This is a genomic window from Rhizobium sp. AN5 (assembly GCF_900215255.1).
Taxonomy (GTDB): Bacteria; Pseudomonadota; Alphaproteobacteria; order Rhizobiales; family Rhizobiaceae; genus Agrobacterium; species Agrobacterium tumefaciens.
Window position 1 is genome coordinate 1,497,000 of sequence record NZ_OCMJ01000004.1, and the last position, 20,909, is coordinate 1,517,908.

Sequence of the window (20,909 nt, forward strand, 5' to 3'; positions counted from 1 at the left end):
GTCGAAAATCGCTTCCGGTTTTCGGGCCGATGGCCTGAAAAGGGGTAGAAATACGCACACCCCGAATCACCCTTAGTCTAGGGCAGCATAGTCAGGAACTAAATCACTGATTCGACAAGTTTCGCCGTGATGCACAGCTTTGTGAGAATGGTCTTTTGGGGCAATTGGGTGGGCGAAGCGGGTCCGCCGGTGCGGCACCCGCAAAAACAAACGCCGGGGCGGAAAATCCACCCCGGCGTCCAAAACAATGATCGCTTTTAAAGATCAGAAAACGAATTCGGCCGCCTTGGCAAAACCGGGCAGAGGCTTGATCGAAGCGTTGAAAGAGGTTGCAGCCGATGTGCTGTTGCCATCGCGGCGGTAAACGGTTGCCTTGGCAGCGTTACCGTATCCGACAACGACGACCAGACGTCCGCCATCGCGCAGCTGGTCGGTCAGTGCCGCCGGCACTTCCTCGACAGAGCCGTTGATGAAGATCAGGTCATAGGGTGCTTCGCCCGCATAACCCTTTTCGAGATCGCCGGTGACAACAGCAACATTGTCATATCCGAGCGAGGCCAGCGTCTCTGTCGCATCAGCTGCCAGCGTTTCGTCGCATTCGAGCGAAACCACCGAACCGGCGAGCTGGGACAGGATGGCCGCGGTATAACCGGCGCCGCCGCCGACTTCCAGCACCACGTCTTCCTTGTTCACGGCCGCAAGCTGCAAAAGCTTCGCCAGCGGCGAGGCCTTCATGACATAACGGGCCGGGCGACCATCCCGGGCGGGACAGATCTGCAGATCCTCGTCCACATAGGCAATCTGCCGCACACCCGCCGGCACGAAAGCTTCGCGCGCCACGCTCAAAAACGCCTTCAGCACCGAATGCGACGTCACGTCGGTCGTGCGCAACTGGCTGTCGACCATATTGGCGCGTGCGGTTTCGAAATCCATCATATCGTTATCGCCTCAATTTCGCGGATGCCGGTCGGGAAGCCTCGGCCCCAAAAGCTCAAAACGGCACGGGTATCCCCTCGCCTTTAAACAATCTCATAATTGCCCACGCCTGCGCTTTCAAGCGCGGTGAGCCCTAAGTGCTGGAAAAAGCGAAATGGCCGGGATTTTTTAGAACGGCAAGAGCAGCCGATGACCGCAAGGTGAGCCAAATGTTCAAGAAACAGGTTCTGTTCGGTGAAATTTTTGGAGGCCTCGCCCGGAATTGAACCGGGGTACAAGGATTTGCAGTCCTCTGCGTCACCACTCCGCCACGAGGCCTCACACGCTCATGAATTCGAGCGATGGCGGGCATTTAGAACGAATCCATTATGCGCGCAAGAGGGTTCGTTCCGAATGTGCTGTTTTTTCCAGTCCGATGGACAAAGGGCAATCGTCCATGTCCTAAGCCCTTCGGATTCCGTCATTTTTTGTATCTCACTCATATTCCAGAAGAAACAATGCCCGCAGCCGGCGCTTTGCGCGGGTGCGGGCAGTCGCTGCATCTTCAATGCGGATCGATCAGATGCGACCCAGCAGAACAAGAATTAGGACGATGACCAGAACCAGTCCGAGGCCACCCGAGGGACCATAACCGTAATTGTGGTAACCCCAGCTTGGCAAAGCACCGATCAGGAAAAGAATGATGAGGATAACGAGAATGGTGCCGATCATGTTTAGCCCTCCATGAATAAATAGGTATGCGCTGTATTTAATGACCAAACACGCAAAAAGTTCCGTTTCTTCCATCCGCTTGTGGCATAGGCCGGGGAATCCATCTCCAGCCGATTCAACGGGTTAAACGGCATTTGCGGACAACGCGGCGAGTCGTGCGCGCGCACGGCGGCTGCGATTGGCTACGCACCACGCTCCGGCCCCTTGGTCATCGACCATGGTAGCGATTTATTCGAGGTAATTTCTCAGTCTATGTATATCGCGTGCCGTTCGTCATACTAAATCAAGTCACCCGTTCCCTGAAACTGGCGGGGGACTGGGAGACCTGGTATCACTGGCAGTGCGCCAGGTCTCACCTGTTTCCTTCTTCTCCGGCGATCTTCCCGCAGCACGCAAACCGTTCCCCAAACAGGCACACGGACATTTTACCTGCGGCGCTGCACGCCACGCTTGCCTTGCCTCTTTCTCTCCGGTTAGACCCCGGATCGGGAGGGAGAAATGAGAATCATATGTCCGGTTTTGCGAACCTCATCCCGCTTTTCATCTTCGGCCTGCTCGTCTACGCTTTCTTCCGCTGGGTCGCGCGCGACACTCAAAATCCGAGACGCAAGTAGCAGGTGCGAATAGCTCTGCCCTTTATCCCGGCGGGGAACCGTTGCGCCGCCATATCGTTTTCGCAGACGCACTTCGGAGGACAGGATGAAAACGCTCGTATCATTGGCCGCAATCGCGCTTACGCTTGCGGGCTGCACGACCTCAGGCCCGGCCGCTTATGTCGAACCGATCCCCGGCAGCATCACCTATAAAGGCCAGCCGCGCACCAAGCTGACGAAATCGCCGATCGGCAGCACCCTCAGCCACGAGTTCCGCATCGACGGCAGCACAAGGGCGGTGGAAACCTATCGCATTGCGCCCGATCGCTCGCTCGAACTCATAGACCGCCGCATCATTCGCGATTGGCTGTTCGGACGCGACGACTGACCGCACCGCGAGCCAACCGAAACCAATTGCGCATCCTGCCCGCTTGGTTTAGAGCCGGGCACGATAACCAATACGGATGAGCGATGAACACGCGCTGGCAAAAACCCGTCCTGATCGCGTTCGAAACGCCGGGCGACTATACGAGCATCGAGACCACGCAGGCGGCGTCCTGGGCCATGATCGAGGATTGGCCGATAGAGGACGGCGATGCGTTGGACGCGGCGTTGCTGGTCTGCGCCGCCGTCGATGCCGGCAGGAAAAAGCCGGAGGATGCGCGCAAGGCCTTCATCGCTGCCGCAATCGAGGCTGGCCTCGACATCAAGGCCTGACGGCATCAAGACCCATGGTCGAGAATTAAAATGGCGTCCTGAGGCGAAACAAGTCAGGACAACCGGTTTAAAGGGTAAAAACAGATGGAAGCTTCTGGAAACATGAAAAAAGCCCTGTTCATATTTCTCCTCTCCTGCCTCGCCATCGGCCTTCTCGGCCACCTCGTGGTCGCCTTCGTCGTTACCGGCTGAAGCACCGATGTCCACTCCGTCTTATGGCGGAGCGGCAGGGCATTAAAATTTCCTAAATTTCATTCTGCTGTTATGGAACCGCGATAAGTCTTTTCCGTTCTCTCTTCGATCAACAAGGAGGATTGAAATGCGTGACGGATTGAATGGTTTTCTCGAAATTTCCATGCTCGGCGTCGTGATTGCAAGCTGCCTTTTCATGGTCAACCTGCCGATCTGACCCGCCTTAAAAATCATTCCCTGCGGTACCGGCGACGTCAGATGCCGGAACAAGAAAATGCGGCCTTTCGGGCCGCATTTCTTTTTTCAGCAATGCAGGCTCAAGCGGAAAGCTTGGCGGCCAGCTTGGCGACATGTGCGCCTTGATAGCGTGCGGCTTCCAGTTCGATCGCGGAAGGCTGACGCGAGCCGTCGCCATCGGTGATGGTGGAGGCGCCATAAGGCGAGCCGCCCTTGATTTCATCGACGCCCATCTGGCCCTGGAAAGCGTAGGGCAGACCGACAACGGCCATGCCGTGGTGCAGGAAGGTAGGGAGGAAACCAAGGATGGTCGATTCCTGACCGCCGTGCTGCGTGGCCGACGAGGTGAAGGCAGAGCCGACCTTGCCGACGAGCTTGCCGCCGAACCACAGACCGCCGGTCTGGTCCCAGAAATTGCGCATCTGCGAGGCAACCGTGCCGAAGCGCGTGCCGGCACCGACGATGATGGCATCGTATTCGGCCAGTTCGTCAACGGTCGCGATGGGGGCAGCCTGATCGAGCTTGAAGTGCGAGGATTTGGCGACTTCCTCAGGAACCAGTTCCGGAACGCGCTTGACGACAACTTCCGCGCCGGCAGACTTCACGCCTTCGGCAACGGCATATGCCATCGTCTCGATATGGCCGTAAGATGAATAATAAAGCACCAGAACTTTTGTCATTTTCTTTGTATCCTTAGGGTTAATCGTCTCAGGCGTACCAGCAAGAAGCCTTTTTAAGAACGCGATGATCATTAGTGGTGACCCGTTACAAGCATGTGATGCAAAGGTAGCCGAGAGGCCGGTCCCACGCCAGCGGTGCATACGCATACGCACTGTTCGCAATCAGTGAACGAAACGCCGGAACGTCAACCTTTCATAGATAGACATTTTTTCAAAACCGCTTTGCATTCACCGGGCGGCGGACTAACGTCGGACAAAACAGCTGACGAGTACCCCCATGTCCAATCCCTCCCCCACCCCATCCGTCGTGACCGCCGCCATGCTCGCCATCGGCGACGAATTGCTGTCGGGACGCACCAAGGACAAGAATATCGGGCACCTCGCGGATGTGCTCACCATGTCCGGAATAGACCTGAAGGAAGTGCGCATCGTCGCCGACGAGGAGCACGCAATCGTCGAGGCGCTGAATGCGCTGCGCGCCCGCTATGATTATGTCTTCACCTCCGGCGGCATCGGCCCGACCCATGACGACATCACCGCTGATGCGGTATCCGTGGCTTTCGGCCTCCCCTGCGAGCACGATGCCGAGGCTTTGCGGATATTGGGTGACATGTACCGTGTGCGCGAGATGGAATTCACCGAAGCGCGCAAGCGCATGGCCCGCATGCCAAGGGGGGCAAGCCACATCGCCAATCCCGTCTCGGTCGCCCCCGGCTTCGTCATCGGCAACGTCCACGTCATGGCCGGCGTTCCGCAGGTGTTTCAGGCCATGCTGGACAATGTCATGCCGACGCTGCGCACCGGCGCGAAAGTCATGTCGCAGTCGGTGCGCTCTCCCTATGGCGAGGGTGACATCGGCACACCACTGACCGCAATCCAGAAGGCGCACCCCGAAACCAGCATCGGCTCCTACCCGAAATATGACGGACAACGCTTTTCGACTGAGATCGTCGTGCGCGCCCGTGATGCCACCGTCCTGAAAGCGGCGGCGGATGCAGTCGCGGCGATGATCGAAACCATTGGTCAGGAAAAAACACTGTCGGCCAGCAAGGGCGATGCAACCGCCTGAGATGGAAACGGATTGACCAAAATCAGGGTGGCACCCGACAAAGGCAGCTACTCCCCCAAAAATGACGCGTCACCGAGGAGCTAAAAATGGGTTACAAAACGATACTGGCAGTGATCGACAATGTGGAGAACACGCAAAAGCTCGGCGATTTCGTGGTAAGTCTTGCCAACCAGTTTTCCTCGCATGTGATTGGCCTGCATATGGAAACGCTGGCCGCCGTTCCGCTCGTCGCGCCGATGGAAATTCCCGACCCCGCCACCGTTCAGGTGCTTCAGGACGTGGCGCACAAGGAAACCACGGATGTTGGAAACCTCTTCGAACACACGCTGTCTGCCAATGGCATCTCGCATGAGTGGCGCAGCTTCATAACCTCGGTGGGCTACGCCTCGTCATCGGCAATCGATAGCGCGCGCTGCGCCGATCTCATCGTCGCCCGCCAGAGCAACTCCTCCGCACTCTCGGACAGCCGCTCGGATATAGACGGCTTTCTGCATGAAAGCGGCCGCCCCGTTCTTCTCGTTCCGCATGTGCTGACGGTTGCCAAACCGGTCAAGCGCGTACTGATCGCCTGGAACGGCTCCCGCGAGGCAACACGCGCCACCTTCGATGCCCTGCCCTTCCTGATTGCGGCCGAGAGCGTCGAGATCTTCTCCGTCGATCAGGCCGAGAGCGAAACGCAATCGTCTGGACTTGCCGGAACCGAACTGGCCGCAACACTCGCCCGCCACGGCGTCAACGTCACGGTAACCTCGCAGGAAAAAATCGCCGGCATCTCGCCGCAGGCGGCTATCGAAAACCGGCTGTCAGACCACAGCATCGACCTTCTGGTCATGGGCGCCTACGGCCATTCCCGCTGGTGGGAATTGCTGTTCGGCGGCGTGACACGCACGCTGCTCGATTCCATGACGGCGATGACGCTTTTGTCGCGTTAAACACCGGTAGCCGTGGATGAAGCCGCAAGAGCCTGCGCGCAATGCTTGCCTTTTTGCAGGTCTTGCGGCTATTAGCCAAAGCCATCGACAATTTTGACCAGATGGTAGACGACATGTCCCTTCCCGATAAAGCCTTTCCCGTAACCTGGGATCAGTTTCACCGCGACGCCCGCGCGCTTGCGTGGCGTCTTGCCGGCCTTGGCCGGGAGTTCCGGGCGATCGTCTGTATCACCCGCGGCGGTCTCGTTCCGGCGGCGATCATTTCCCGCGAGTTGAACATCCGCCTGATCGATACGGTCTGCATCGCCACCCGCCACGATTACGTCAACCAGGGCGACACGGTTCTCCTGAAGGGCGTGGCGCCGGAACTGATGTCCGACGGCGGCGAAGGCGTGCTCGTCGTCGACGATCTGACCGATACCGGCAAGACCGCACTGGAAGTACGCGAAATGTTGCCGAAGGCGCATTTTGCCTGCGTTTACGCCAAGCCGAAGGGCGTGCCGACCATTGACACCTTCGTCACCGAGGTCAGCCAGGACACCTGGATCTATTTTCCCTGGGACATGGGCTTCACCTATCAGGAGCCTATCGCCAAGGGATCGCGCGGCTGATCGTTTGTCGCAACCCAAAAACCAAGCCTGAAAAGCCGTCCCTTCGGGGCGGTTTTTTTGTGTGGAAATGCTTTTTTGGTAACGGCAAAAAAACACGGAAAAACCGCAGTGTCGCCTTTATGCCGCACCCCGGAAATGCGGGGTTTTAGCTTTCCGCTGCGGAAACCAGCCTCGCGCAAGCTTCAAAGTCTCTCGCCAAGTCACTGATTTTTTTGAACGCTTTTGCTATCCCCGTTTTCCACAGGCGCTGCACACAATATCTTGTGGTTAAAAAACGGTTTCAATCTATGGCTTGACGAATCTATGCCGCAGGAGGAAAGTGACAGTTATGTTGCGGCGGCAACGGACCGGAAAGTAACGAGGCCGGTTCCTTTCAATCTCAGTTCGCAAGTCCAGAAGAGGCGTCCCGACCATCAGGGGGCGGTTCGCCGGTGGATTTTGCGTGCCTTGCGGATACCGCCAAAAACATGACGCGGGGACTGGCGGCAGGAAGCTGTTGATACTATATTTAGTACTCACATGACTCTTGCAGCCGAATAAGCCACGAGATACAGGGATCACATCCAAGGATGAACATCCCTTACAGATCGGCAACAACCGGCTGCGCGCATAGTTCGCACGGCTGGAACGAATTTTTGCGCCCTTTGCCGGGCGCCCAATGGACGAGGACACGAAACCATGCGCATCGAACGCCGCTTCACGAAGCCCGGCCAATCGTCTTATGCGGAAATCGAATTCCGCAAGGCCGTCAGTGAAATCAAGAACCCGGATGGTTCCATCGTGTTCCGCCTGGCGGATATCGACGTTCCCGCGCAGTTCAGCCAGGTCGCGACCGACGTTCTGGCGCAGAAATATTTCCGCAAGGCCGGCGTGCCGAAGGTGCTTAAGAAGGTGGAGGAAAACGATGTTCCTTCCTTCCTGTGGCGTTCGGTTGCCGATGAGAAGGCCATGAAAGACCTTCCCGAGGGTGAGCGTTATGGCTCCGAAACCGATGCGCGTCAGGTTTTCGACCGCCTGGCCGGCACCTGGACCTACTGGGGCTGGAAGGGCAAATATTTCTCCACCGAGGAAGACGCGCTCGCCTTCCGCGACGAGCTTGCCTATATGCTGGCAACCCAGCGTGTAGCCCCCAACAGCCCGCAGTGGTTCAACACCGGCCTGCACTGGGCCTATGGCATCGACGGCCCGGGCCAGGGCCACTTCTACGTCGACCCCTTCACCGGCAAGCTGACCAAGTCCAAGTCCTCTTACGAACATCCGCAGCCGCATGCCTGCTTCATCCAGTCTGTCGAAGACGATCTGGTCAACGAAGGCGGCATCATGGACCTGTGGGTGCGTGAAGCGCGCCTGTTCAAATACGGTTCCGGTACCGGCTCCAACTTCTCCTACCTGCGCGGCGAAGGCGAAAAGCTTTCCGGCGGCGGCAAGTCCTCCGGCCTGATGAGCTTCCTCAAGATCGGCGACCGCGCAGCCGGCGCAATCAAGTCCGGCGGCACCACCCGCCGTGCGGCCAAGATGGTCGTCGTTGATGCCGACCATCCCGATATCGAAGCCTATATCGACTGGAAGGTGAACGAGGAGCAGAAGGTTGCCGCTCTCGTCACCGGCTCCAAGATCGTTGCCAAGCATCTAAAGGCAATCATGAAGGCCTGCGTCAATTGCGAGGCAGATAACGGCGATTGCTTCGACCCGGCCAAGAACCCTGCCCTGAAGCGCGAAATCCGCGCTGCCAAGAAGGACATGGTGCCGGAAAACTACGTCAAGCGCGTCATCCAGTTCGCGCAACAGGGTTACAAGGACATCCAGTTCAAGACCTACGACACGGATTGGGATTCCGAAGCCTACCTGACGGTTTCAGGCCAGAATTCCAACAACTCCGTATCGCTGAAGGATGACTTCCTGCGCGCTGTTGAAAACGACGGTGACTGGAACCTGACCGCCCGCAAGGACGGCAAGGTCATGAAGACGCTGAAGGCCCGCGACCTCTGGGAAAAGATTTCCCACGCCGCCTGGGCATCGGCCGATCCTGGCCTGCACTTCAACACCACCATGAACGACTGGCACACCTCGCCGGCCGAAGGCCCGATCCGTGCTTCCAATCCGTGCTCCGAATACATGTTCCTCGACGACACGGCCTGCAACCTTGCCTCGCTGAACCTGCTGCAGTTCAAGGATCAGGCAACGAAGCGCATCGACATCGCCGATTACGAACATGCGGTTCGCCTGTGGACCGTCGTTCTCGAAGTCTCGGTCATGATGGCGCAGTTCCCCTCGCGCCAGATTGCCGAACGCTCCTACGAATACCGCACGCTCGGCCTCGGCTACGCCAATATCGGCGGCCTGCTGATGTCCTCGGGCATTCCCTATGACAGCGACGAAGGCCGCGCCATCGCCGGTGCGCTGACCGCCATCATGACCGGCGTTTCCTATGCCACCTCGGCGGAAATGGCCGGCGAGCTTGGCCCCTTCCCGGGCTTTGCGCCGAACCGCGACAACATGCTGCGCGTCATCCGCAACCACCGCCGCGCCGCCCATGGCCTTTCCTACGGTTATGAAGGTCTGTCGGTGAACCCGGTTGCCCTCATCCATTCCGATTGCACGGATCAGGACCTTGTAGCCCATGCCACGGCCGCCTGGGACAAGGCGCTGGAGCTTGGCGAAAAGCACGGCTACCGCAACGCCCAGACCACCGTCATCGCGCCGACAGGCACGATCGGCCTCGTGATGGATTGCGACACGACCGGCATCGAACCGGACTTCGCGCTGGTGAAATTCAAGAAGCTCGCCGGCGGCGGCTACTTCAAGATCATCAACCGCGCCGTGCCGGAATCCCTGCGTTCGCTCGGTTATTCGGAAAGCCAGATCGCCGAAATCGAAGCCTATGCCGTTGGCCACGGCAATCTCAACCAGGCACCTGCCGTCAACGCCTCGACGCTGCGCGCCAAGGGCTTTACCGATGAGAAGATCGAAGCCGTCAACGGCGCACTGAAAAGCGCCTTCGACATCAAGTTCGTCTTCAACCAGTGGACGCTGGGCGCCGATTTCCTCAAGGGCACGCTCAAGGTTTCCGACGAGCAGTTGTCCGACATGAGCTTCAACCTGCTGGAGCACCTCGGCTTCAGCAAAAAGGACATCGAAGCGGCCAACGTGCATGTCTGCGGTGCGATGACGCTGGAAGGCGCACCGTTCCTCAAGAACGAGCACCTGCCGGTGTTCGATTGCGCCAACCCCTGCGGCAAGATCGGCAAGCGTTATCTCTCGGTCGAATCGCACATCCGCATGATGGCGGCAGCACAGCCGTTCATTTCGGGTGCGATCTCCAAGACGATCAACATGCCGAATGATGCAACCGTGGAAGATTGCGGCGCAGCCTACATGCTGTCCTGGAAGCTGGCGCTCAAGGCCAACGCCCTTTACCGCGATGGCTCCAAGCTTTCCCAGCCGCTCAACGCTTCGCTGGTGGAAGATGAGGACGACGAAGACTTCGTTGAAGAACTGATCCAGCAGCCGCTCGCCCAGCAGGCCGTGACGATCACCGAAAAGATCGTCGAGCGCGTCATCGAGCGGGTATCGCGCGAGCGTGAAAAGCTGCCGAACCGCCGTCAGGGTTACACCCAGAAGGCAACGGTCGGCGGTCACAAGGTCTATCTGCGCACCGGTGAATTCGGTGACGGCCGCATCGGCGAAATCTTCATCGACATGCACAAGGAAGGCGCTGCCTTCCGTGCGATGATGAACAACTTCGCCATCGCCATTTCGCTCGGCCTGCAATATGGCGTGCCGCTGGAAGAATATGTGGAGGCCTTCACCTTCACCAAGTTCGAACCGGCCGGCATGGTACAGGGCAACGACGCGATCAAGAACGCCACGTCGATCCTCGACTACGTGTTCCGCGAACTCGCCGTCTCCTATCTCGGCCGCCACGATCTCGCCCATGTCGATACGTCGGATTTCTCCAATACCGCACTCGGCAAGGGCATCCAGGAAGGCAAGACCAATCTGCTCTCCACCGGCTGGACACGCGGTTACAAGCCGACGCTGGTTTCCAACAACGAAGGCGAACGCGCCGCTTCCGAACCCAAGGGCTCTGCAACGGCAGCCCCCGCCCGCGCCTCGGCCAACGTCACTTCCTTTGCAGGCTCAGCCGCCCGCAAGCTGGAACCGGCAGTCGCGATCTCCACCTCGGAAATCGTCTCCTTCAAGCGCGATTATGAAGAGCGCGCCAAGGAGCTGGCGGAAGAGATTGCCGAAGAGGTGATCGACGACGTGGTCCAGGAAGCCAAGCAGACCGCCACCGCCCTCTTCTCCGACAAGGCCGCCGCCGACGCGGCATCGGCCAAGGCGGAAGCCAAGAAGAAGGAAAACGAACGCCGCATGCGGTCGATCGCGCAAGGCTATACCGGCAACATGTGCTCGGAATGCCAGAACTTCACGATGGTGCGGAATGGCACTTGCGAGAAGTGCGATACTTGCGGCGCGACGAGCGGTTGCTCGTAAGATATCTCTTCTGTCAGGTTGATACGAAGAACTAACTAAGGACTGGCCAACGAAATATTGGCCAGTCCGAAACCTAAAATCGGTCAGCCAGCAGTTTAACTTCTTTCGATCACTGATAAGTGCTCGTAAATTGGACTGACTTAAAATGACGAAAACTGCACAGGCCCGTGAAGCATATAATTTGTATCAGCAGAAAAATCTCGTAAGACTCATTTTTCATGCAATAAAGCTATTTTTATATACTGCTGTGCCGGCCACCGTAATTGCGTATTTAACAGACCGTGTGAGCGGTTTGTTTTACATATTAGCCCCGTTCTTCATTTATTTATCATTCCCTTTCTGGTTCGGACTTTACGTATCTAGTGCGTTGCTGGCGCAGATGGCCGGAGAAAGCCTCGGGAAAAAGACCTTGCTTGGCGACAATCCTACGTTTCCCGACGTCACGTTTCATCTCACAGGCTTTAGAGTTAAGGATGAAAGCAATGAAAGTTGAGTTCAGGGCCAATAATCGGGTAAAATCGACCGAGCCAGATAGGCCCATCTTCACGCCATGACCGACGAAGAAGCGGAGGCCAATGCGCTCGCCGATCCCGACAATCCGCCGCTTTCCGCCGAACAGCCTGCCTCTGCCCCAGAATGCCGCGTATCAAGATCATCCGCCGGGCGCTGAAGCTGACGCAGGAGGAATTTTCTGCCCGTTACCATATTCCGCTCGGCACTTTGCGTGATTGGGAACAGGGCCGCAGCGAACCGGATCAACCGGCCCGCGCCTATCTGAAAGTAATCGCCGTCGATCCGGCGGGAACCGCGGCCGCGCTTCGAAAAGGCACGGCCTAACGCGTCCCTCACCCCACAAAATCAAACAGCAATTTTACGTTCAACGCAGCGATGACGATGGCGATAAACCATGCAAACGCCGAGAGCCATCGCGGGGCGCACAGTTCGCCCATCTTGGCGCGGTCGGCGGTGAACATCACGAGCGGAAAGACGGCGAAGGAGAGTTGCAGGCTTAAGACCACCTGCGTCAGGATCAGCAGCTGGCCCGTGCCGCTGTCACCATAAAAGATGGTGACGCCGGCGGCAGGAACGATGGCGATGGCGCGGGTGATGAGGCGGCGCAGCCACGGGGCAAGCCGCATCTTGAGGAACCCTTCCATCACGATCTGGCCCGCAAGCGTTGCCGTGACGGTGGAATTGATGCCACAGCACAGAAGCGCCACCCCGAATAGTGTCGGCGCAATCGCAAGGCCGAGCAGCGGCGCAAGCAGACTATGCGCCTCTCCGAGTTCGGCAACGTTCGTCTGCCCCGCCTTGTTGAAGGTCGCCGCCGCGAGAATGAGGATCGAGGCGTTGATGAGCAGGGCGAACATCAGCGCGATGGTGGAATCGAGCGTCGCGAATTTCAGCGCCTCGCGTTTTTCGGCAATCGTGGCGCCGATTTCGCGGGTCTGTACGATACCCGAATGCAGATAGAGATTATGCGGCATGACGGTGGCGCCCAGAATGCCGAGTGCCAGATACAGCATGTCGGGGTTGGTGACGATCTCAGTCGTCGGCGCAAACCCAAGGATCACCTGCCCCCAGTCGGGATCGGCGAGCGCCACCTGAATGGCGAAGCACACGGCGATGACGCCAAGCAGCGTGATGACGAGCGCTTCCACCCAGCGGAAGCCAAGCCTTTGCAGATAGAGGATCAGGAACACGTCAAGCGCCGTGATGAGGACGCCGAGTTCGAGCGGAATGCCGAAAATCAGGTTGAGACCGATCGCCGTGCCGATGACTTCGGCAATATCCGTCGCGATGATTGCGATTTCGGCCAGCAGCCAGAGGACCATCGCCACCGGTTTCGGATAGGCATCGCGACAGGCCTGAGCCAGATCGCGCCCTGAAGCGATCGCAAGACGGGCACAGAGCGCCTGAAGGACAACGGCCATGATGTTCGATATCAGCGCCACCGTCAGCAGCGTGTAACCGAACTTGGAGCCACCGGCGAGCGACGTTGCCCAGTTGCCGGGGTCCATGTAACCGACCGCCACGAGATATCCGGGTCCGAAGAACGCCATCGCCCGGCGAAACGTACCGGCATTCGGGCTTATCTTGATCGAGCTGTGAACGTCGGACAGCGAGAGATCGTCGCCATTCCGCCGCCATCCAAAGACAGGCTTGTCCATCTTGCGAACTTTCAAATGGAAATTGAATTAATGCAATTGCAAATCATTCGCATAAAAGGGTGTGGACTGGCAAGAGGAGTTTCGAAGCTGTGTGCCGGCGCGAGACGCCGCAGTAACATTCGGCCTGAACGCAACCACCGGCGCAACAAGCAATGATTTGGTGAAATGAGACCCCTCCTCCGTCATTCCAGCCTTGAGCCGGAAGCCAGCCAGCCCAAATCTTTGGTCTGAAAAGACTCCTCTCCGCCGAGTAACCAGTGAACAACGGGGACCCACGGCCAATCCTACCGCGAAAACTCACGGCGTTGTCATCGCCTCTGCCCCCCCGCCATTGCGGAACAGCCGCGTGCATGCCCGCGTTTATCTTCCAAGAAGCAACGATAGTCCGGGGAAGTTCATGCGAGACGGCAATAAATTCAGCGTGGCGAACCAGCCTAACCGGTGGCCGAAATATATCATGGCGCAGCGAAGGCCGCGCGACTGGCTGATGACCATCAGCGGCGTGGTGCTGCTGGTCATCGTCGCCGCCGCTGTCGCCATGGGTTATCTCGTCACCAGCCATCCCGGCAAGCCAGAGCCGAATACCGGCATCATCGAGGAAAACGCAGCGGAGAACGGCTGATATGCGGCGCAAGACGCGCCGCTTAACTCAGACCCTGAAGATGCCCGCTAAACTGCGCCTCATGCAGGCGGCTATAATGGCCCTTGGCGGCCAGAAGCTCGGCATGGGCGCCCGTTTCGGCAATACCCGTCTGGTCTACTACCACGATGCGTGACGCATCGCGGATCGTCGCCAGCCGGTGGGCGATGACGAGCGTTGTGCGGCCCTTGGCAAGCTCCGTCAGCGATTGCTGAATGGCCCGCTCGGTTTCGGTATCGAGCGCAGAGGTCGCCTCGTCGAGAATGAGGATAGGCGGGTTTTTGAGAAACATGCGGGCAATGGCAAGACGCTGTTTCTGACCACCGGAAAGTTTCACGCCACGCTCGCCGATGACGGTGTCGAGCCCCATCGGCATCGCTTCGATGACGCCATCGAGCCGGGCCCGCCGCGCCGCATCCATGATCTCGACGTCGGAAGCGCCGAGCCGGCCATATTCGATATTCTCGCGGATCGTGCCGCCAAACAGGAACACATCCTGCTGCACGATGCCGATCTGGTTGCGCAGCGAGGCAAGCTTCATCTTGCGGATATCGATGCCGTCAATGGTGATCGAACCGCTGGTGACATCATAAAAGCGCGGCAGCAGCGAGCAAAGCGTCGTTTTGCCCGCCCCCGACGGCCCCACGAAGGCCACAGTCTCGCCCGCATTGATCTTCAGGTCGATATTGTCGAGAACCTGCTTGCCCTCGGCATAACCGAAACCGACATGGCGATATTCAATGGCGCCGGAAAGCGCCGGTGCCTCGATCGCATCCGGTGCATCGATGATGTCCGGCGCCGTGTCCAGAAGCTCGGTAAAGCGGCGGAAACCGGCAATACCCTTCGGATAGGTCTCGATAACCGAGTTGATCTTCTCCACCGGGCGGAAAAACACGCCGACCAGCAGCAGGAAGCCAACGAAGCCGCCTTCCGTCAGGCCACCATGCAGCACGAACCAAGCGCCGCAGATCATCACGATCATCTGCGTCAGCCGCATGCTCATGTAGCTGAGCGAGGTGCTGGCCGCCATGATCTTGTAGGCATCGAGCTTCGTGCGGCGGTATTTCTGGTTGTCCTTCTCAAACAGCGCGCGCTCGTGGTCCTCATTGGCAAAGGCCTGCACCACCCGCATGCCACCGACATTTTCCTCGATACGGGCGTTGAAATCGCCTACCCGACCATAGAGCGCGCGAAAGTTCTGCGTCATGCGGCCACCGTAACGGCTCGTCACCCAGGCGGTAACAGGCACGACGGCGGCGGTGACTAGCGCCAGCGGCACATTGACCGACAGCATCAGCAGGAATGCGCCAATGAAGGTCATGATGGCGATGAACAGATCCTCGGGGCCGTGATGGGCCACCTCACCGATCTCTTCCAGATCCTTCGTCAGCCGGCCAACCAGATGACCGGTCTTCTGATTGTCGAAATAGCGGAATGAGAGCTTCTGCAGGTGGTCGAAAGCCAGCCGCCGCATGTCGGTCTCGATATTGATGCCAAGCATATGTCCCCAGTAGGTGACGGTCGCCATCAGTCCCGTATTCAGGACATAGATGACCAGCAGCCCGACCGATGCGGCGAGGATGATGCCCCATTCGCCACCCGGCAGCAGCACGTCCACGAAGGCTTTCACCGCCATCGGAAAACCGAGTTCAAGCACGCCCGACAGCACCGCGCAGGAAAAATCGAGAATGAACAGACCGCGATAGGGACGGTAATAGGCGAAGAAACGGCGCAGCATGGCATGACCTGAAGAGCGGGCGCGGCAAGCGGAGGCCGCAATAAAAACGGAGTTCAATTGTCATATTTCAATGCGCACGCCAAGACCGATGTTCTATTTTTACCAAAATCGTTCAATAGGCTGAGCGATAAACACACAACGGTAATGTGATCCGGTTATATTGCACTTATATGTATTGGTGTGACAGAGTGAATGCACCCTTCGGGGAGAATGCGAGAAAGAGCCTGCCGTGAGTAATATTGACAGCCGTAAGCCCAGTGGCGAACCGAGATGGCTTGGTCCGGCCAGCCCGACGCGGATCGCCCTGATCCCGCCAATATCGGCTGCGCGCTGGCTGCTGGTTCTCGTCGCCCTTGCGGGCATCTACTTCTTCCACGGCTTTCTCGTTCCGGTTCTGGCCGCCCTTGTCATCGGCTTCGCCAGCTGGCCGGTCTATACGCGGCTTCTGCGGCAGGTGGGCGGCAACACCACGCTCGGCGCCTCCATCGCCATCATCCTCATCCTCACCTTCCTCGTGGTGCCGATCTTCATCGCCGCTTCCTATACGGCCAGCGAAATCCGCGAATGGTTCGGCTGGGCGGTGCATGTCAACAAGGTGGGCGCTCCGGTGCCCGACTGGATCGCGGCGCTGCCCGGCGTAGGCTCCTGGCTCGGCGAGCAATGGGTGAAATATATCGGCACACCGGGTGCGATCGGCGAAGTGATCCAGCTCGTCAGCGGTGCCAATATCGGCAATATCTACCGGGCGATCCTCGCCGCGGGCAACGGCGCGTTCCACCTCGTGCTGACCCTGCTGTTCATGTTGATCGCGCTGTTCTTTGTCTATCGCAACGGTGCCGGCTTCTCCCATCAGGTCGATCTTGTGGGAGAACGCATCCTGCCGACGCGGTGGGAGCGCATTTCCCGCGTCGTGCCCGCCACCATCAGCTCCACCGTCACCGGCATGACATTGATCGCCATCGGCGAAGGCATAATCCTCGGCATCGCCTACTGGATTGCCGGCGTCCCCTCGCCCGTTACACTCGGCGTGCTCACCGGTGTCATGGCGCTCATCCCGGGCGGCGCGCCGCTCTCTTTCACTCTCGTATCGATCTATCTGGTCGCCAGCGGCTCTCCCGCTTATGGCCTCGGGCTATTCATCTGGGGTTCGGTCGAGCTTTTCATCGTCGACAAGACCATCCGTCCGAAACTCGTCGGCGGCCCGATCAAGCTGCCTTTCCTGCCGACCTTTTTCGGCCTCGTCGGCGGCGTCAAGACCATGGGTTTCCTTGGCCTCTTCATCGGCCCGGTGCTGATGGCGCTGCTGGTGGCAATCTGGCGGGAATGGGTGCGTGAAGTGGAAATCTCCGCTGGCGCCACCGTCGACGTTCCGCCGGCCCCTACAGCTGAAAATGACCCAATCGACGACATCGTTGCGCGTGAAGAGGATAGCAACGAAACGACGGCGTTCCGAAAAGCAGCGTTTTGATCGCAAAAGCTCGCGGTGAAGGGCGCTTGCTTTAGCGCGGCTCAGCTTGGCGAAAAGTCCTTAAACCCACCTTCGTCATACTCGGGCCTGTCCCGAGCATCTGCGACCGATTGATTTCACGATACGTGGTTAGATCCTCGGCACAAGGCAGAGGATGGCAAGGCGTGCCGGCAAACTCAGGCCTTTGCCCTAAAGCGCCTTTTCCATGAACAGGCTGAGCGGGTCCGGCTTATAGGGCGCAAACGCCTCAATCTCGACAAACCCCGCCTTGCGGTAGAGACCGATCGCTTCCGGCTGGCTGATGCCTGTTTCAAGTCGGATGGCGGTGAGCCCAAGCTCGGCGCCGCGCGCAATGAGCGTATCCATGATCAGCTTGCCGATCCGCAATCCCCTCGCCTCCGGATCGACGAACATGCGCTTGACCTCCGCCGTGCCGTCACCCGCCTCCACCAGCGCGCCGCAGCCAACGACGCGGTCACCATGTCGCGCCACAAAAAAGGAAACATTGTCCTTTTCCAGCTGGCCGATATCGACCAGATGATTGCTTTCGGCGGGATAAAGCGACGCCATATAGACGTTAGACAGATCGATGAGGCGCAAAACCGCTTCCTGCCGGGGTGTTTCAAGCTTGATTTCGGGGGCCAATGCGATGCCTGCTTTCTCTCAAAAAAATGCGTATTTCGTCGTAATGTCACTGCAATCGGGATAGATGAGTTTCTAGAGCATAATTCCCGACAGAGGCAACACACACCATGAAAACAGCCCTCGTTCTCATGACCTTCCTAGGCTGTGACGACACCGCCACCGATTGCCATTACCTCGCCACCTCGCAGCAGCGCTGGACGAGCATCGAACTATGCGACGCCGTGTCGGAGAAAGAGCTGGAACGTTACGCAAATGCGTCCTACCCGGTCGTGGTGGCCGTGTGCCAGACACCGGGCGAGCAGACGCCCCAGACTGCGGGCAACGCGCCCGCAACGCAGCCTCCCGCCGCCACGGCCCCGGCCGAAACAGAGGAGCCACCGGCACAGGTCACGCAAAAGGAAGAAGAGAGCCTGACAAAACAGGCGATCAGCCGCGTCAGCCGCATCCTGCCCTCCACCGAAGGCGTGAAGCACCTGCTCGGAACGCCGGTCAGAATGGTGGAAAACAGCTATTCGTGGATTGCCAAGCGGTTCGAGAAGTAAGCCTCAGGCCGCCTCGACCGTCAGCGCTTCCGCATAGTGCCGCGCTTTCTGCCGTTCCTCGGCAATGGTCAGTTTACGCACGGCGTGCAAGAGTTCGAACAGCGTTTCGGAACCATCGACCTTGCGGAAATGCGCAAGCAGTTCGGCCGACACAGAGGCTGCGGCCTGCGACAGATGCGATCGGGCGGCGCGGCGCCACATCAACGTCGCCTCCATGAAGACATCCACGACATCGCCCAAAAGACCGACGGACTGGAACAGCGCCTTCAGCGCGTGCGGCCGTCCGGTCGCCAGAATGGCGCGCACCTTGCGGTCGTCGAGACCTGAGAGATTGACCATCGCCGCCGTGAAAAACTCCAGCCTGCCCGAACAGACGGCATGGATGAGAAGCGCCGGTGTCAGTTCCAGCCTTTGCCGCAGATGCTCCACCAGCGCCGGCAACTCCGGCGACGAAACATTGGCGGCGATGAGGATGGTGGCGGAATCTTCCGCTTCGCGGAAAATACTGTCGGCGCGGTTGCGCGCGATCAGGGCATGAACCAGCGCCGAACCTGCCAGGGCCTCGCTGACGCGCGCCATCAGAAGATGGCGGGTATCGGCGGGCAGCACCTCTCGGCACAGCAGCAGGTCGCGAATGTCGGCGTTGCAGCCATGCCGCTCGGCAATGCGGCGCAGCGAAAACGGTGTGATGAAGGCGTCGTCGTTCTCTAGAAGGATCATCGTTTCCGGCAGATCACCGACTTCGGCAAGTGCTGCGCAGACACCGCGCGGCAGGCCCCGCCTTGCCGCGATGAAGGCGCGCGTCAGGCTTTCGCCGCGCCCGGCAAGATCGACCAGATCGGCCTCGCTGAGAACCGGCGAGCGGGCGATCACGGTGCAGGCAATCTCCGGCTGGTCTTCGGCAAGCGAAACGAGAATGGCGCGCGGGGCATCGGGATCATCCGCCAGCGCCTCGGCAAGTGCCAGCCGCACGCGCGGAGAAGGGTCGTCAAGAAGATAGGTCATCGCCATATAGGCGGCGTCACGGTTCTCCCGCGCCATGTCTGAATGCAGATAGGCACGGCCAAGCGCATTGGCGGCCTTCGCCCGCTCGGTCGATCCAGCCTTTTCAGACCAGCGAAGAAATGCCTGTACGATCACCTGAGCCTCGAAACACATTCGCAACAATGGACGACGGCATCATTGCCGCCGCCATGTATAAAACTCTAGGCGCAAATAGTTTACGTTTGGTTCACCATAAAATTTAACAGTTGCCGGCGAAGAAGTTCTACGGCGCAGTAGACGGACGCTTTAACTGAAACACGTCGCTGCCGCCGTCGCAGTAATCCATGTAACCCATTCGCCCCACCGGACGTGCCAGTCCCATATCGATGCGACCATCACGAATGATCGTATCGTCGATGTGAATTGCCATGACCTGCCCGATCACCATCCAGGAATCCGCCGGTGTGCCGTCGATGTCCTTCAGCTGGATTATCTCGGTCACGCGGCATTCCAGAACGGCCAGCGCCTCCCCCACGAAAGGCGCATCCACCACCCGCCCGTCAACGGCAGTCAGACCGGCAAGCCGGAACTCATCGACATCATAGTTCACCGGCGCGGAAGACGCGTTCATCCTGTCGACCAGGTGGCGGCTGACGAGGTTGGCGGTGAAGACACTGGTTTCCTCGACATTGCGAAGGCTGTCCTTGCGCCCGCTGGAGGAAAACATCACCAGCTTCGGCCGGTCCGAAATCGCGTTGAAAAACGAATAGGGCGACAGGTTGAAAGAGCCGTCCCGGCCTTTAGAGCCAATCCAGCCGATCGGCCGGGGCGCGACGATAGCCTTGAACGGATCGTGCGGGAGGCCGTGCTGGTTGGTGTCGGTGGTGTAGAACATCAGACGTCCCCAACCCAGGTTACCACATCCGCAAGCTCCGGCCGTGGCCGCTCCACAAGCGGGAATGTCGTCGAGCCGATGTGAATATATCCGGCGACCTTCTCGTCTGCGGCAATCCCCAGTTCCGACAGGAAGGCCGGGTCGAAGGCAAGCCATTCCGTCAGCCAGTTCGCCGCATAACCATTGGCGTTGGCGGCGAAGATAAGATTGAGGCACACTGCACCGGCGGACATGACCTGTTCCCATTCCGGAATCTTGAAATGCGGCTTGGCGGTGCTGATGACGGCGATGACGACGGGAGCGCGCGTGAAGCGGGTGCGCTCCGCGTCCTGCTGCTGCAGGTCCAGTTCCGGGTTCTTCTCAAGCGCGATCCGGAGCGCTTCTTCCCCCATACGCACGCGGTCTTCGCCGCGATAAACGATGAAGCGCCACGGCGCCAGTTTGCCATGGTCAGGCACGCGCACGGCAAGGCGCAGGATTTCCTCGATTTCCGCTTTCGATGGACCCGGCTCGGCAAGTTGCAGGGCGGGGGTGGAGCGGCGAACCTTGAGATAGTCGAGGAGCTTGATGTCACTTGTCATGATCAAAATTCTTCCATTGTGCTGTCATCGCGAAATTATGGGCCTTGAAATAGCCACGGCATTGGTTTTG

The 20,909-nt window shown here is 58.9% G+C and carries 19 protein-coding genes, 1 tRNA gene and 1 pseudogene; 11 read left to right on the forward strand and 10 right to left on the reverse strand.

Annotated features, from left to right (window positions below; all coding sequences use genetic code 11):
• Positions 1-264: 264 nt before the first annotated feature.
• The 3 genes from CRP02_RS19865 to CRP02_RS19880 form a co-directional block, all read right to left on the reverse strand.
• Positions 265-936, reverse strand: a complete 672-nt coding sequence (locus CRP02_RS19865; protein ID WP_097172089.1) for a protein-L-isoaspartate O-methyltransferase family protein — start codon at positions 934-936, stop codon at positions 265-267.
• 244 nt (positions 937-1,180) lie between these two features.
• Positions 1,181-1,254: transfer RNA gene (locus tag CRP02_RS19875), tRNA-Cys, on the reverse strand.
• 240 nt (positions 1,255-1,494) lie between these two features.
• Positions 1,495-1,647 (reverse strand): DUF3309 family protein, encoded by a 153-nt coding sequence (locus CRP02_RS19880; RefSeq protein WP_097102824.1) that lies wholly within the window; start codon positions 1,645-1,647, stop codon positions 1,495-1,497.
• A 699-nt stretch (positions 1,648-2,346) separates the two neighbouring features.
• Between CRP02_RS19880 and CRP02_RS19885 the strand changes: the two genes are divergently transcribed.
• A complete protein-coding gene (locus CRP02_RS19885; protein ID WP_097172091.1) occupies positions 2,347-2,628 on the forward strand; it encodes a hypothetical protein in 282 nt (93 codons plus the stop codon).
• A gap of 83 nt (positions 2,629-2,711) precedes the next feature.
• Positions 2,712-2,957: a DUF982 domain-containing protein gene (locus CRP02_RS19890; protein ID WP_003515635.1), complete on the forward strand. Its 246-nt coding sequence runs from the start codon at positions 2,712-2,714 to the stop codon at positions 2,955-2,957.
• Positions 2,958-3,466: 509 nt separating this feature from the next.
• On the opposite strand, the gene wrbA is transcribed toward CRP02_RS19890, so the two are convergent.
• Complete coding sequence (gene wrbA / locus CRP02_RS19905; protein ID WP_019566148.1) at positions 3,467-4,066, reverse strand: NAD(P)H:quinone oxidoreductase type IV; 600 nt, start codon at positions 4,064-4,066, stop codon at positions 3,467-3,469.
• A 277-nt stretch (positions 4,067-4,343) separates the two neighbouring features.
• Here wrbA and CRP02_RS19910 point away from each other — a divergent pair, with 277 nt between their 5' ends.
• The 6 genes and pseudogenes from CRP02_RS19910 (at position 4,344) to CRP02_RS19940 (ending at position 12,012) form a co-directional block, all read left to right on the forward strand.
• Complete coding sequence (locus CRP02_RS19910; RefSeq protein ID WP_097172092.1) at positions 4,344-5,135, forward strand: competence/damage-inducible protein A; 792 nt, start codon at positions 4,344-4,346, stop codon at positions 5,133-5,135.
• 86 nt (positions 5,136-5,221) lie between these two features.
• Positions 5,222-6,067 (forward strand): universal stress protein, encoded by an 846-nt coding sequence (locus CRP02_RS19915; RefSeq protein ID WP_097102829.1) that lies wholly within the window; start codon positions 5,222-5,224, stop codon positions 6,065-6,067.
• Positions 6,068-6,180: 113 nt separating this feature from the next.
• Positions 6,181-6,678 carry a xanthine phosphoribosyltransferase gene (gene gpt / locus CRP02_RS19920; RefSeq protein WP_003515641.1) on the forward strand — a complete coding sequence of 166 codons (498 nt, stop codon included), beginning with the start codon at positions 6,181-6,183 and terminating at the stop codon, positions 6,676-6,678.
• Between the two features lie 678 nt (positions 6,679-7,356).
• Positions 7,357-11,175 (forward strand): vitamin B12-dependent ribonucleotide reductase, encoded by a 3,819-nt coding sequence (locus CRP02_RS19930; protein WP_097102833.1) that lies wholly within the window; start codon positions 7,357-7,359, stop codon positions 11,173-11,175.
• Positions 11,176-11,320: 145 nt separating this feature from the next.
• Positions 11,321-11,668, forward strand: coding sequence for a hypothetical protein (locus CRP02_RS19935; RefSeq protein ID WP_097172094.1), 348 nt, complete (start codon positions 11,321-11,323; stop codon positions 11,666-11,668).
• Positions 11,669-11,725: 57 nt separating this feature from the next.
• Positions 11,726-12,012, forward strand: a pseudogene (locus CRP02_RS19940) (helix-turn-helix domain-containing protein).
• A gap of 8 nt (positions 12,013-12,020) precedes the next feature.
• Here CRP02_RS19940 and CRP02_RS19945 read toward each other — a convergent pair.
• Entirely contained in the window at positions 12,021-13,346 is a 1,326-nt protein-coding gene (locus CRP02_RS19945) for an Nramp family divalent metal transporter (protein WP_097172095.1), read from the reverse strand.
• Between the two features lie 397 nt (positions 13,347-13,743).
• Here CRP02_RS19945 and CRP02_RS19950 point away from each other — a divergent pair, with 397 nt between their 5' ends.
• Complete coding sequence (locus CRP02_RS19950; protein ID WP_097172859.1) at positions 13,744-13,968, forward strand: hypothetical protein; 225 nt, start codon at positions 13,744-13,746, stop codon at positions 13,966-13,968.
• Between the two features lie 22 nt (positions 13,969-13,990).
• On the opposite strand, the gene CRP02_RS19955 is transcribed toward CRP02_RS19950, so the two are convergent.
• Positions 13,991-15,724 (reverse strand): ABC transporter ATP-binding protein, encoded by a 1,734-nt coding sequence (locus CRP02_RS19955; RefSeq protein ID WP_035252137.1) that lies wholly within the window; start codon positions 15,722-15,724, stop codon positions 13,991-13,993.
• Positions 15,725-15,953: 229 nt separating this feature from the next.
• On the opposite strand from CRP02_RS19955, the gene CRP02_RS19960 reads away from it, so the two are divergent.
• Positions 15,954-17,192 (forward strand): AI-2E family transporter, encoded by a 1,239-nt coding sequence (locus CRP02_RS19960; protein ID WP_097172096.1) that lies wholly within the window; start codon positions 15,954-15,956, stop codon positions 17,190-17,192.
• A 189-nt stretch (positions 17,193-17,381) separates the two neighbouring features.
• Here CRP02_RS19960 and CRP02_RS19965 read toward each other — a convergent pair whose 3' ends face one another.
• Positions 17,382-17,837 carry a GNAT family N-acetyltransferase gene (locus CRP02_RS19965; RefSeq protein WP_097172097.1) on the reverse strand — a complete coding sequence of 152 codons (456 nt, stop codon included), beginning with the start codon at positions 17,835-17,837 and terminating at the stop codon, positions 17,382-17,384.
• Positions 17,838-17,944: 107 nt separating this feature from the next.
• Between CRP02_RS19965 and CRP02_RS19970 the strand changes: the two genes are divergently transcribed.
• Positions 17,945-18,379: a hypothetical protein gene (locus CRP02_RS19970; protein ID WP_097172098.1), complete on the forward strand. Its 435-nt coding sequence runs from the start codon at positions 17,945-17,947 to the stop codon at positions 18,377-18,379.
• Positions 18,380-18,382: 3 nt separating this feature from the next.
• Here the strand turns inward: CRP02_RS19970 and CRP02_RS19975 are convergent, their stop codons facing one another.
• The 3 genes from CRP02_RS19975 to CRP02_RS19985 all read right to left on the reverse strand — a co-directional run bounded on the left by CRP02_RS19975 (position 18,383) and on the right by CRP02_RS19985 (position 20,839).
• Positions 18,383-19,537: a DUF2336 domain-containing protein gene (locus CRP02_RS19975; RefSeq protein WP_097172099.1), complete on the reverse strand. Its 1,155-nt coding sequence runs from the start codon at positions 19,535-19,537 to the stop codon at positions 18,383-18,385.
• Positions 19,538-19,646: 109 nt separating this feature from the next.
• Positions 19,647-20,258 carry a flavin reductase family protein gene (locus CRP02_RS19980; RefSeq protein ID WP_097172100.1) on the reverse strand — a complete coding sequence of 204 codons (612 nt, stop codon included), beginning with the start codon at positions 20,256-20,258 and terminating at the stop codon, positions 19,647-19,649.
• Positions 20,258-20,839 (reverse strand): nitroreductase, encoded by a 582-nt coding sequence (locus CRP02_RS19985; protein WP_097172101.1) that lies wholly within the window; start codon positions 20,837-20,839, stop codon positions 20,258-20,260. Before CRP02_RS19985 ends, CRP02_RS19980 begins: the two co-directional genes overlap by 1 nt.
• Between the last annotated feature and the right edge of the window lie 70 nt (positions 20,840-20,909).

Bases quoted from the DNA above. Each gene is read 5' to 3' on its own strand.
- CRP02_RS19945 (WP_097172095.1), bottom strand. From the start codon at position 13,346: ATGGACAAGCCTGTCTTTGGATGGCGGCGGAATGGCGACGATCTCTCG.
- CRP02_RS19865 (WP_097172089.1), bottom strand. From the start codon at position 936: ATGATGGATTTCGAAACCGCACGCGCCAATATGGTCGACAGCCAGTTG.
- CRP02_RS19910 (WP_097172092.1), top strand. From the start codon at position 4,344: ATGTCCAATCCCTCCCCCACCCCATCCGTCGTGACCGCCGCCATGCTC.
- CRP02_RS19935 (WP_097172094.1), top strand. From the start codon at position 11,321: ATGACGAAAACTGCACAGGCCCGTGAAGCATATAATTTGTATCAGCAG.
- CRP02_RS19890 (WP_003515635.1), top strand. From the start codon at position 2,712: ATGAACACGCGCTGGCAAAAACCCGTCCTGATCGCGTTCGAAACGCCG.
- gpt (WP_003515641.1), top strand. From the start codon at position 6,181: ATGTCCCTTCCCGATAAAGCCTTTCCCGTAACCTGGGATCAGTTTCAC.
- CRP02_RS19950 (WP_097172859.1), top strand. From the start codon at position 13,744: ATGCGAGACGGCAATAAATTCAGCGTGGCGAACCAGCCTAACCGGTGG.
- CRP02_RS19955 (WP_035252137.1), bottom strand. From the start codon at position 15,724: ATGCTGCGCCGTTTCTTCGCCTATTACCGTCCCTATCGCGGTCTGTTC.
- CRP02_RS19975 (WP_097172099.1), bottom strand. From the start codon at position 19,537: ATGTGTTTCGAGGCTCAGGTGATCGTACAGGCATTTCTTCGCTGGTCT.
- wrbA (WP_019566148.1), bottom strand. From the start codon at position 4,066: ATGACAAAAGTTCTGGTGCTTTATTATTCATCTTACGGCCATATCGAG.
- CRP02_RS19970 (WP_097172098.1), top strand. From the start codon at position 17,945: ATGAAAACAGCCCTCGTTCTCATGACCTTCCTAGGCTGTGACGACACC.
- CRP02_RS19915 (WP_097102829.1), top strand. From the start codon at position 5,222: ATGGGTTACAAAACGATACTGGCAGTGATCGACAATGTGGAGAACACG.
- CRP02_RS19930 (WP_097102833.1), top strand. From the start codon at position 7,357: ATGCGCATCGAACGCCGCTTCACGAAGCCCGGCCAATCGTCTTATGCG.
- CRP02_RS19880 (WP_097102824.1), bottom strand. From the start codon at position 1,647: ATGATCGGCACCATTCTCGTTATCCTCATCATTCTTTTCCTGATCGGT.
- CRP02_RS19985 (WP_097172101.1), bottom strand. From the start codon at position 20,839: ATGACAAGTGACATCAAGCTCCTCGACTATCTCAAGGTTCGCCGCTCC.
- CRP02_RS19885 (WP_097172091.1), top strand. From the start codon at position 2,347: ATGAAAACGCTCGTATCATTGGCCGCAATCGCGCTTACGCTTGCGGGC.
- CRP02_RS19980 (WP_097172100.1), bottom strand. From the start codon at position 20,258: ATGTTCTACACCACCGACACCAACCAGCACGGCCTCCCGCACGATCCG.